This is a genomic window from Planctomycetaceae bacterium, from assembly GCA_041398825.1.
Classification (GTDB): Bacteria; Planctomycetota; Planctomycetia; order Planctomycetales; family Planctomycetaceae; genus F1-80-MAGs062.
On the sequence record JAWKTX010000017.1, the window covers coordinates 42,641 to 54,484 of the forward strand.

General features: G+C 53.7%; 9 protein-coding genes. All 9 read right to left on the reverse strand.

Annotated features, from left to right (window positions below):
* Positions 1 to 143: 143 nt before the first annotated feature.
* Complete coding sequence (locus R3C20_23265; protein ID MEZ6043429.1) at positions 144 to 1,547, reverse strand: sulfatase-like hydrolase/transferase; 1,404 nt, start codon at positions 1,545 to 1,547, stop codon at positions 144 to 146.
* Positions 1,548 to 1,694: 147 nt separating this feature from the next.
* Positions 1,695 to 3,281 carry a sulfatase-like hydrolase/transferase gene (locus R3C20_23270; GenBank protein ID MEZ6043430.1) on the reverse strand — a complete coding sequence of 529 codons (1,587 nt, stop codon included), beginning with the start codon at positions 3,279 to 3,281 and terminating at the stop codon, positions 1,695 to 1,697.
* Positions 3,282 to 3,345: 64 nt separating this feature from the next.
* A complete protein-coding gene (locus R3C20_23275; protein ID MEZ6043431.1) occupies positions 3,346 to 4,329 on the reverse strand; it encodes a hypothetical protein in 984 nt (327 codons plus the stop codon).
* A 54-nt stretch (positions 4,330 to 4,383) separates the two neighbouring features.
* A complete protein-coding gene (locus R3C20_23280; protein ID MEZ6043432.1) occupies positions 4,384 to 5,223 on the reverse strand; it encodes a phosphatidylinositol-specific phospholipase C/glycerophosphodiester phosphodiesterase family protein in 840 nt (279 codons plus the stop codon).
* A gap of 165 nt (positions 5,224 to 5,388) precedes the next feature.
* Positions 5,389 to 6,810 (reverse strand): arylsulfatase, encoded by a 1,422-nt coding sequence (locus tag R3C20_23285; GenBank protein MEZ6043433.1) that lies wholly within the window; start codon positions 6,808 to 6,810, stop codon positions 5,389 to 5,391.
* 286 nt (positions 6,811 to 7,096) lie between these two features.
* Positions 7,097 to 7,543, reverse strand: coding sequence for an SMI1/KNR4 family protein (locus R3C20_23290; GenBank protein ID MEZ6043434.1), 447 nt, complete (start codon positions 7,541 to 7,543; stop codon positions 7,097 to 7,099).
* Positions 7,544 to 7,547: 4 nt separating this feature from the next.
* Positions 7,548 to 9,308, reverse strand: coding sequence for a multiheme c-type cytochrome (locus R3C20_23295; protein ID MEZ6043435.1), 1,761 nt, complete (start codon positions 9,306 to 9,308; stop codon positions 7,548 to 7,550).
* Positions 9,309 to 9,328: 20 nt separating this feature from the next.
* Complete coding sequence (locus tag R3C20_23300; GenBank protein ID MEZ6043436.1) at positions 9,329 to 10,534, reverse strand: sialidase family protein; 1,206 nt, start codon at positions 10,532 to 10,534, stop codon at positions 9,329 to 9,331.
* Between the two features lie 14 nt (positions 10,535 to 10,548).
* Positions 10,549 to 11,808 carry a DUF1573 domain-containing protein gene (locus R3C20_23305; protein MEZ6043437.1) on the reverse strand — a complete coding sequence of 420 codons (1,260 nt, stop codon included), beginning with the start codon at positions 11,806 to 11,808 and terminating at the stop codon, positions 10,549 to 10,551.
* Between the last annotated feature and the right edge of the window lie 36 nt (positions 11,809 to 11,844).

Sequence of the window (11,844 nt, forward strand, 5' to 3'; positions counted from 1 at the left end):
TGTCAGGTTCTTCGGAAGTCTTATGTTGGTGCGCGTCCCTTGATGTATTTCCCTTGCTGCAAGTTCCTCTGTGGGTGTTCAGACGCTCTTTATCAGGGACGGTGTTCTTATTCTTCGGCAGGCGTCTCTTAACTTAGCTGACGCTAAGGGAAACCGTTGCTAAAGTTGCTGAAGTATGTCGTCATCTGATTTCGAAGGTCTGACAACGTGTCCGAGTATTCAATAGCCTGACTCAGATCGTTTCGTTCATGTGGATCATTCACTAAGTCAAACAATTGCTGTTTCATGACGATTGGGTATTCGACGTATTTCCAGCGTTCCGTTCGGATCATGCGCTGGCTGTCTCGGAAGTATCCCGTCACAAATGGATAAATCTGATCTTCGGAGCCTTTCACCGCCGACTTCAAACTGCGACCGTCAATCTCTTCAACCGGCGCTTCGAATCCAGCAAGCTCGCAAATAGTCGGAAACAAATCCCGCAGATAGCACTGGACCTGTGATTGCTGGCCCTCTGGTATGCCAGGTCCGGTGAAAATAAGCGGGACTCCAATGGTGTGTTCATACATATTCTGTTTACCGCGGAGTCCGTGGCTGCCAATAGCCAGACCGTGGTCACTAGTAAAGACGATGATGGTTTCCTGATACAGGTTCAAATCCCGCAGGTGCTGCTGGATCTGTCCGATCTGCGAATCCATGTAAGAAATAACTGCGTAATACGCGGCGAGTTCTCGCTGCGTCTCTTCGGGTGTTCGAGGCCATTGAAACAGCTGTTCGTCACGACCCTGGAAATTACCATGGTCGAAAGGATGTTGCGTCAGAAAGTTTGATGGGACGGGGATATCTTCGGGCTTGTACTGATCAGACCAGCCAGGTGGGATCATCAGTGGGTCGTGTGGAGACGTGAAATTGACGTGCACGAAAAACGGGCTGTCCAGCGCCATGGAATCGTCAATGGCCTGAATGGCCGCCTGGGTAAAATGGCGACTGATCTCACCTGTGAGTCCGACACCTTTTTCCGGTTGAGGGGCTCCGTTCCTGTCGCGAAAAATCCAGCCTCGATACCCTGTGACTGGTCGTCCGGAAAAATCGATCTGCGGCGTGGCGAACTTTGCACCACCGCCGGTAAAGAGTCCCCTCGTTTGCTGGTATCCGTGATCTTTCGGCTGACCGTCGTTATGCCATTTTCCAACATACCACGTGCTGTAGCCATTCCCGGCGAACCAGCTTGCCATGCGCGGCGCCGTCTTGTCAATGGTGCCGCCAAAGTCCCGAACGCCCATTCGGAAGCCGCTGCATCCTGTCAGGATTTCCGCGCGACTTGGGGTGCAGATTGGGTTTGCGCAGGTTGCTCGCGTAAAGGTTGTTCCGGTACGAACCAGCTGATCCAGGTGGGGAGTTCTGATGATCTCGTTTCCGAGTGCGTGAATCGTATCCGGACGCTGATCGTCGCTCACGATCAGCAGGATGTTGGGGCGCTGGGCCAATGACACTGCCGAAGCGCAAAACAGGATCCAGATTCCCGTGACTACCCGAATGCAGATCGGCATGTTCAAAATCCCGTGCAGATGAATAGTGAAATGTTCGTCGGACAGTCAGCGGTTCGAAGTGCGTGATGTGGAAACCGCGAGGCGAAGACCGTCATGAAGTTCGCTTCATTCCGGGAGACACAATTCTTTCACCACTGGCGGTTCCGATCAGGGCAGCCTGACCCTGGGAAGATGGTCTGCGATGCCGGCATCGGTGCGACGCAGTTCCTGAATGGTCGCCTCACGCATCCGGGACAGGACATCTTTCAATTCAGGATGTGCTGCCAGGTTGACGAGTTCATCGGGATCAGCCGTCAGGTCGTACAATTCTTCTGTTTCGTTCTCGACAAGCGTACGAATGTATTTGTACTGGTGTTGCCGCAGCATGAAATACCAGGGAATGTTGTCGATGTGGGCGGCATCGGTACCTACGGGATAGCGATTGGTGTCAGCGCCATAACTTCGGGCCGTGAATGCCGTCAACGAGGGATACTGCCACTCGCCGTCTGGATTCTCCAGCAGTGGCTTCAGGTTGTGGCCATGCATCTTCCAGGGCAATTCGATGCCGGCAAAAGAAAAGAATGTGGGGACCAGGTCGATTCCGCTGACCGGGTGTGGAACGACTTTTCCTTTCGGAAGCCGACTCGGCATACTGACAATCATGGGAGATCGAATTGTCGCATCATAGGGGGCAAGCTTGTTTGCAAATCCGTGCTGTCCCCAGGCAAATCCCTGATCGGAAGTAAAGACGATCAGGGTATTGTCGTACTGGCCGGATTCTTTGAGAGCCGAAACCAGGCGGCCCACACCATCATCCAGTGCTCGAACGCCCTGATTGTACTGCCGCACCCAGTCACTCAGTGTGTTGCCGTGAATGCTCTTTGTTCCTTCTACGGTTTTTCCGCCGAAGGCTCCTTTCATGACGGGATTCCCATCGGCATCAGGGACCCATTTCTCAACCATCTGCATGTAGGCGGGTTTGCCGGGCCGCGGTGGGAAAATGTCTTTTGGTGCAGGAATCGAGATGCCCGGATAATCTTCGCGATGCCGGACAGCGGGAGTGAAGGGGCCGTGGACCGCACCGTAGCAAACCCAGAGATACCACGGCTTCTCCCCGTCCCGGTTTTCGCCTCGAATGAAGTCTTCGGCCCAGTTGGTGTAATTGTCGGTGCTGTATCCCTTTGTGATTTTGCCCGGGCCGCCATTCGTTTCGATGATCTGGTCGTAGAAATAGTTGCCTGCGTTTTCAGGGTAGCGAGGTCGGTTCCAGACAATCTGATGGTCCCAGTCCCGCTTCGCCCCGGTGTCGGTTCCTGTGTGCCACTTGCCAATCTGTGCGGTGGTGTAGCCGTTTCTGCGAAAAACTGCTGGCCAGAATGGGCACTGATTCGGGTCGTATGTACTGCCCGGATAGGTGCCTTCCATTTTCATTGACTGAACACCATATGGGTGATGTCCCGTCAATAGTCCTGCCCGCGAAGGCATGCACCATGTGCCAATGTAGGCGTATTCGAAGCGTATGCCGTCTTCGGCCAGCTGATCCATGTGCGGTGTGTTGACCCACGGCCAGGCCTGAGGATAGCACCCAACGGTACGATACGAATGATCGTCGGTGTAGATAAACAGGATATTTGGTCGCTGCTTTGCGGATTGGACCTTCACGTCCTTTGCAGGATCGACTTCGCACGATCGTGCGATGCTGAATGGGACAAACAAAAGAACGGCCAGGCAGCAAGACCTGCAGATAGAAAACATGGCATGACCTCTCGTCACAGATTTCGATGACCCGAACAGTTCAGGGCACTATGACGAGCTTAATTTATTGTTCAACCTTATCCATCCATAACTTCATACGCACATCTCGACGGCCTTCGTCTTTGATGTCTTTCATCAACAGTCGCATCTGCTGTCCGTCCCGGCGACGGAAGATCTGAACAAATTCGAAATCGATGGCCAGTGGTGCTTCCGTGGTTGGTTCCCATCCATCTGCGGCCAGTGAATTCTGGTAGAACTTCCCGACGGCATTGACGTCGTCGGTTGTCGAAAATGATAACTCCCGTGTTACATCCGCATAGTGTGCATTGGATGCATTTGGCGGCAATGGGATTTCTGCCGAGACCAGCTGGCTGGCGTATTGCAGAAGGATCTTATTGTCCTGTGCCGGCGCCGTGATGCAGTTCACGCTGGCGACAATAGCATTCTGTCGAAAGAACATTTGATCGCCTGCCGTGCCGTATGGAAGCCATTTTTGATTTGTCATGGCGCCCATGACTTCCTGCCTGATTTTTTCCTGCGACCCGGGCACTTCGTACATTGCCATTGCAGCGTTCGAAAACTGAAGGGTTGTGTCTTTGGGCTTTGGAAGTGCCGTCAGGTCGATGTTTCCGTGATTGCTAACATTGACGCTCACCTGATCCGGCTGGCTGTGCGGCAGGACCATGACAGAGATGCGAAACTGTTGTTTCTGAAATGTCGTCGCGCAGTATTGCTCGGTTTCGTATCCCCCTGGAATCTCTTCACACCCAAGTGAAATCAGTTGAGTTTTCACATGGCTGAATGCGGTTTTCACGTCCGCCTGCTGGTGATAATGCACAGAAGCCAGGCGTGGCTCGCTGACGGGTTCAGCTTCCCGAGGGAGTTTCAGCTTGCGCAAGTCGAGCACGGCAGCGGCGACTGACGTGGTTGCAGGGGCGGCATGATCCAGTTCTGCGTTCTGTGCGGCGACCGGTTGTGGTCTGCAGGCAACAGCGAGGGTCGCAGCTGCGATAAGCATGCGAACGAAGACCGACGGATGTGTTCTCATAGAGTGATCCCTGAAAAAGGAAAATGGATCCCGGCCCACGATTGACTCCGGGGATTAATGTGATGCCTGCGATAGGAACTGACTTAGCTGACTCAGATCGTCCGTGCCTATCAGATCGACGTGATTCTGGCGAAGCCTCTTCCAGAGGTCCGGACTTTCCGGCGTCGCCCAGAATCGAATTCGTCGTCCGCTTCTGTGAACCTGAGACGTCATGTTCTTCAGCTTCTTCAATTCATCTTCTGTCATTTCACCCGAACCCTGGTACTTGAAATGATTCCCCCAATGATCGCTGATCAAAGGCATGAGATCTGCCGAATGACGGCTGTCCAGGTCGCTCAAACGGCCATCAATGCCGGCACGTCGCGGATTTGAGCCAGCAATTTCGTTCATGGGTCGATCACCGCTGATAATCACAGTGATGGCTCTTTCCACACGTTCTCCGTCGATGGTTTGTGAGATCAGATGGTCATATTTCGACAAAAGCTGGTCGAGAACCACCCACGTCTGTTTCCCCTTGTTTTTGATGTCGATCAGCAGTGTTAGCTGCTGCGGTTTCGGAAAAATGCGTCCGTTTCTGCGATGGGCGATCTGCTGCAGTGGCTTCAGATAAAGTTGCTCCAGAGTTCGCTCCGGATGCAGTTCCAGGGGGCTGTGAGCGACCAGCAGCTGGCCTTCAATCAGGAAAATGTCGGCTTCGATACTTGTAAAGCCAAAGTCCAGGGCATCATGCAATGGTCGTTCGTGCAAATAGTCGTTGTGAGCATGAGCGTTGGGCAGAGGGGGTGCTGCCGCAGTCCGGGCCGATTGGTCAGACGCCTGAACGGCGAATGGCAACAACGCCAGGGCGAATACTGTCAATCGCTGCGTAATCTGCATGACCTTCGAACCTCGCATCCTGGGTCTTCTTGCTGTGACGTTGGTTTAGTTTAGTAGCCTGCTGAAGAACGGGACTGGCATGAGCAGAGACCTGACAACACGACGGTTTACAGCCGTCCACCGTGCATGTCCCCATTCTTCAACGGACAGTTAGGTTAGGGTGCAGAGCAGGGCGGCGTTCGGCTACTTTCCGGATTTCACGGGCCAGTCTTCAGAATCGCTGCGTGCCGACTTCAGCCATTCATCCAGCTGCCTGGCCAGCTCGGGATGCCTTTCTGCGACATCGACCAATTCCCCGATGTCCTGATGCGTATCAAATAATTGCACCGGAGCACCGGCGTCTTTCATGCGGATTGCCTTCCATCGTCCCTGAAAAAGCACCGCCTGACTGAATCCTCGTTCGTGGAACTCCCAGTAAATATGCTCGTGCTGAAGCTGCTTGTCGGAATGCCCCAGAAGTTCCGGGACAAAGCTGATGCTGTCCAGACTGGAGGGCGTGTTGGCGTGGGCGAGTTCCGCTGCTGTTGCGAACCAGTCGCCTGAATAGCCGACGTGGTCACTGACCTGCCCAGGCAGAATCTTGCCGGGCCACCGAGCAATCATGGGGACACGAATTCCGCCATCGGTCAGTGCTCGCTTGATGCCGGTTAATGGACCGTTGGGATCGAATCGCTCCAGATTGTGATTGCTCTCATTGTGAGGGCCGTTGTCGCTTGTGAAAATTACCAGCGTGTTTTCTGCCAGACCCAGTCGATCCAGCTGGTCCATCATGCGGCCGACATAGCTGTCCAGCCGCGTAATCATCGAAGCCTGTCCTTTATCGGGCTGAGGCCAATCTTCATCTTCATAGGGCCCATTATCCGGTACGTGCGCACCATCCTTCAATGCGCGGGTTCGTTCGTTGTTGGCATGCGGAATGACCATGCACCAGTAAAGAAAGAATGGATTGTTCTGATTGTTGGCCACAAATTTCAGTGCTTCATCCGCAAACAGATCGTCGGCATACAGCACTGCTTCGTCGGCATAGCCGGCACCGTCGTCGCCTACCGGAGTGATCTTGTTTGGCAGCGAAATCTTCTGCTCGTTTCGCCAGAGGAAATCTGGGAAATGGTTGTGAGCGTGTCGCTGATTCAGGTATCCAAAGAAATAGTCGAAGCCCTGTTTGCGAGGCAGACCGCTTTCTGCCGCACCAATGTCACCCAGGCCCCATTTGCCGACCAGTGCTGTCTTGTATCCCGCGTCATTCAAAGCCCTGGCGACGGTGACGTCGTCTTCTCGCAGTGCCTGTGCAATGGGGTTACTCTGGCCGGCGTTCCCGCGCACGCGTGTGTGTCCATGATGCTGGCCGGTCATCAGAACCGACCGCGATGGCGCACAAACCGTGGCTCCTGCATAGAACTGCGTGAAACGCATTCCTTCGGATGCCATTCGGTCCAGATTCGGGGTTTGAATCACTTTCTGACCATAACAGCCCAAATCTCCGTAGCCCAGGTCATCCGCCATGATCCAGATCAGATTCGGCCGATCGTCGCCCCGAACGACGGGACTCACAGACACCGAAAGTGCGGCAGCGACAAGACAAAGAACTGGTCCGATGAATTTCATCAGAACAACCTTTCGATTGGTTCGATCTTTCTGTTCGATGGGTCATCCTGCAGACCCTGTTCGGCGACTCATCGCGTCACAATGCGTCGTTGCTTCGTAGTCTAATCACATGCATCGATCCCCGGAAACTCACCCCATCAGATCACGCACGGGATATGCGGCTTGCAAGTGCCGACTCACACTTAGCGCGAGGGAAACGCCGCATCGTTCTCTGCTGTAGCTGCGACGTTAACGTACCTGAATTGCAGAGATCATCTGGATGCGGGCATCATGGCGGCGGTGCCAGTCAGGATTCGCCGATCGCATTGCCAGCGCTGTAAGCCTCTTTGAGGAGTTCGACGTATTCGTCGAGTGAATCGGTGATCAGATCGAATTCGACCAGTACGTGTCTGTACTGCAGGACGCCGGAATGTTCGCCGGTCGAATCCAGACAGTAATAGTCGCCTTCGCCATTCTCACCGATGATCAGTAATTGGTCCGGCCAGTGGAATTCATTGCCATCAGGATCGGCGATGCAGTGACTGCGAGCTTCCAGGTTGATGGTGACGATATCGTCGGGATGGTTCAGCAGTTCAAGATCGCTGACGCAGGCATCGTCTGTATGCTGGTGCGGTGAGCGGGATTGATTGGCGAGTTCAGCGGGGAAGTTCCGAAGCAGTTGGATGTACTCCTGCGGAACCGTGTCGATTCCCAGCTGTGTAAGCGCTTCGAGGAATAGATTCAGATTGCTCACGAAATCAATCAAGGCCAGGGTGTTTGATGGCTTCCCAGTATTCTTCGAAGTTGAAGTCCGGGCTGTTTTCTCCATCGTGACATTTCACGCATCCGGATTCACTCAGGGGCACTTTCATCAGGCTGCGTGCGGCTTCGATGTTGTCGGCTTCAATCTGTTCAATGTGCTGACTTCCCGGCCCATGACAGTTTTCGCACTGATTTCCCGCGAGCAACGATTGAAGCAGCTTGTCTTCGTCTGTCTCTGCCATGTCTTCATTGATAAACCCGGATCGAAACCGCAGATACTCTTTGGGTTCCCAGCCGGTCACGTGGCATGCCAGGCATTCAGGGTCGTGTGTCCGAATGATGCCGTTCAGTCGTTCAAATCCTTCTCGTTGATAATGCGGGTCCAGGCTCTTGAAGGCATCGGCGTGTGCTGTTTTTTCGAACACTTCGAAGGCCTTCGTGTGGCATTCGCCGCATTTTGCGGCTCCAACAAACTGCGCACCGGTGGGGTGACTGACGGGGCCGTCTGCTGTCACCATCCGTTCGTCTTTTAGTTGATCCTGATACGTTTGCATCAGTCGTATCATGGTTTCGGATTCACCAAAATTTTCGCCGGACAGCGTGACGAGTTCGAATCGAACGGGTTGATCCGGGTGGTCCGGGTACAGCCCCACAACACCGGCATGTTTTCCTTTTTCGCCAACCTGCAGTAAGCGGGTGGTTCCGATCATTTCGGCTTCTTGTTCGCCGTCTCCAAACCCTTTGCTGGTGACGACGATATCAAAGGCCGGAAACTGTCTCGCAAAATCGCGTGATTCATCAACGCTTGACTGGCTCAGCAAGACTTTGAATTGAACCCCTTCGCCTTCAAAATGTTCCAATGCCTTCTTGAGTGATTCTACGGGATCGAGCCATTGGATGTCTGCGTTGGCAGCGTCTTCCGGACTTCGGTCGGGAATCACTTCGCGTCGCCGCGAATCGCTCATCACGCTTGTCATCCCAACTTTGACCCCGTTGATGTCAACAACTTTCCATGGGAGGGGCGTACCCAAATCCGGCGTGCCGAAAAACGTGAGATTGGAACTGACGAAAGCGATTGGCAGATCACCGTCTGTGGTGTGCTGAGAGATCAGGTAGCCAGGATCCAGACGCAGTTCTTCAGGTCCGAGACCGATAGCGACGTACTTCATTTCACGAAGTGCCTGAAGCGTGATTTCGAACTTAATCTGCGACTGTCGTACCGAACGACGTGACATACTGCCCAGATCAATTCCGCGAGCCGTCCATCCGAGTTCCCGAAGCTTGTCCGTCAAGGACGCGCGTCGATTCATGCCACCCAACTGGTTGGCTGTGCAACCGCACGGTTCGAAGTAACCCAGTTGTTCTCCCGTGATGACGAGACCTGCTTTGGGCACGGGCCAGGAAACGAATTTCAACTCTTCCTTCCTGGGGACAAACTTCTGCTGATCGCTGGTCTCATCATGGCCTGCCGTTGACTTTGCGTTCGTGGATTCCTGCGGTTCTGGATCTGCGGCGGCATGGGATTTTGACTCACTGCTTTCCGCTGAGGCAACGGGCGAAGAATTTTTCTCGCCAGGGGAGTCTGTCACAACATTCGATTCCGGCTCGCGGTTGGTCGCTCCATCTGGAGCCTGGTCGGGAAAAAGAAAGACCAGGGCCAGGGCACCCACGAGCAGAATAATGCCGATTGCGACCAGCGAAGAGCCTCGCATAATGACTTCCGGTACAGATAGACGACGACGGTTGAACGGTGCCACGGACCTTAGCGAACATTAATTCACTGGTGAATAGCAGTTCGATTGCTGCGAATCCAGTCTTCGTTGAAAGTGGCGTGTTTGATGGTTTTGCCCTCTTCAACGAAGTAGCTGTACACCACATGGATTTGGCCATCCTTTGACTGAATGATGGCAGGGTAATGGAACGAACCGGATTCATTGTCTTCCAGAGTCCGACGTGTGGGCCATGATTGACCTTCGTCCTCCGACAACAGGACGCTCAACCGGTGTCGTCCCTCTGATGTATCGTTGCAAACAAGAACCCAGTTGCCATTCCGGAGTCGGACTGTGTCCAAGCCGGATCCGGGGTTTGGGATCCGGCTGACGGTGACGTCACCCCAGGTGAGCCCGTCATCATGAGATTCGCATTGGCGGATATGACCGGTATAACCATTCTCTCTCATCAGTGCGACCAGAGTGCCGTCATTTCTCCGAATGACGGATGGCTGAATTGCCCCGAAACCGACAAGCAATTTGCTGGCGTACCACGATGCCCCCTGATCGTCACTCACCGCCATCAGAGACAGCGAATAAGTGTCAGAATAGAGCGGCAAAAGAATCCGCCCCGAAGGTAATACGGTGGGCTTGCATCGGGGTTGCCATCCCAGTCTCTGGTACATTTTATCCGGCAGCCGTTCTTTGACGATTCGCACAACTTTGGATTCGTGATCGGTGAGCGGGCGTTTGATGTCTGCAACCAGCTTGTCCAGTTCAAGGGAGGCTTCCATGGAGAAGTCGTCTGGTTTCAGCAGGATCATTTCATCGCGCGACCATTGAGGGCTTCCGTCTCCCTCTGGTAAATCCGCAACTCGAAATCTTGTGATGCAGGATTCCCAGGAATTTGCGATGATGACGGGCCAGAACAGCCATACCCGACCCTGATGATCGGTCATCAGACAGGTGTTGCAGTCCGGAAACCCGGGAGTGTCTGCCATGATGAACGGCTCAGACCATTCTGCCTTGTGACTGTCACCCGGCTGCACAAGTCTTGAACCAAAGACGGCAACGTCATCCGCCTTTCGTTCGCCGGATCCGCGATACCACGAGACCAGAAGGCTGCCGCCAGTGAGTTCTGTGATTCCGGCCGCGTGATTGTGTTGAGCGTCGAGCGGAAATATGAATCTCGACTCAAATCGGGCGTCGTCCGCGTGAGAAGCAGATCCACATGCGATAATGACAAGCAGAGTTGTGCGAAAGTATCGTGTCAAAAGAATGGCCTTGTTCAGTTCGTTGAGAACAGAATATCGAGTGGTATGGTCTCACCTTTGGGGTGGTTCGTTTCAATTCGCAGTGATGCTAGGTTTCCCATCGTGTGTTTGACGCGTGGCTTTCCCGCCGGTACCTCAACGGTCAGAATATAACGTCGTTTTGGACCTGACTGGTCACCGTCCGGTTCAATCGTTGCTTTGACAAAGCCAGGGCTGGCTTCCAGGTTCGTGATTTCGAGCGGCCCTTCGAGTCCCTCCTGGTCAACCAGCAACAGAATCTTACCGCTTCTGCTTTCACTGGCTGAGAATACACCCAGTTTCAGGAGCATGATTTCAGGATCGAAGAACGTGCCCGGCATCGGCAGGCATCGGATCCGTCCCTGCTTGCGGGCGGTCACGGGGATGATGAGTTTTTCATCAGAGCAGGAGAGTTTTGCACTCACTTTTCCCTGGAACGAACCATTGGGGATCTCGTTGGAGACCGTGACGGTGAGGGAATAGCCACAGCGCCAGTCATCGCGCGCGAGCATTTCCTGACTCATAGGAGTCGTCTCGACAGTAATGAATTCCGAATCTGCTTCGATGGATTCAATTTCGAACGAATCCACCATTCTGGATGCAAATGCTGTTTGCACTTTACCGTTCCGGTCGGCATAGACGTTGCCGACGTCCCATTGGCTGCTGGGAAGAATCTCGACAGCTTCGTCAATCGCTCCGGTCACATTGAACGTGATCTCTGGATTCTCGGGGTCGTTGGTATAGACCGGTCCGCCATGTCTGAACGTGACATCACGTCGCTCTGCTTTCCATTGAATATGGACAATGGCTTCCTCACCTGGTGCAATCCGGGCTTTGTTCACGTCGAACGATGTGCATTGACAGGTTGCTTCGCCAGCGACGAGTTCGAGATCGGCTTCGCCGGTATTTCGGATCGTGAAATCGTGTTGTCCAGGTTCAGAATGCAGAAGCTGTCGACCGAAGTCAAACAATGTCTCCGGAACTTCCGCTTTGGGATAGGGGCCCTTTCCTGCAATCTTTGGTCGGGGCTTTTCTTTTTCATCATCTGCCTCGGGGCCACTTAGCGAATGATCGTGACCTGCGTGATCGTCCGCTGCCAAATCAGGCTGATTGCCGGGCAGCCAGGGATATTCAGCGGATGGTGTTGATGGATCAGAAAGCAGTTTCTCAGTCGACTGTCCATCGGAAAGAAACAACACGATACCAGCGCCGATCAGGCCCACGACTCCAACTGCAACCACGATAGACTTATTCATTTGCATTACCTTGAGGGCCATTGCCCCGTTATCAAC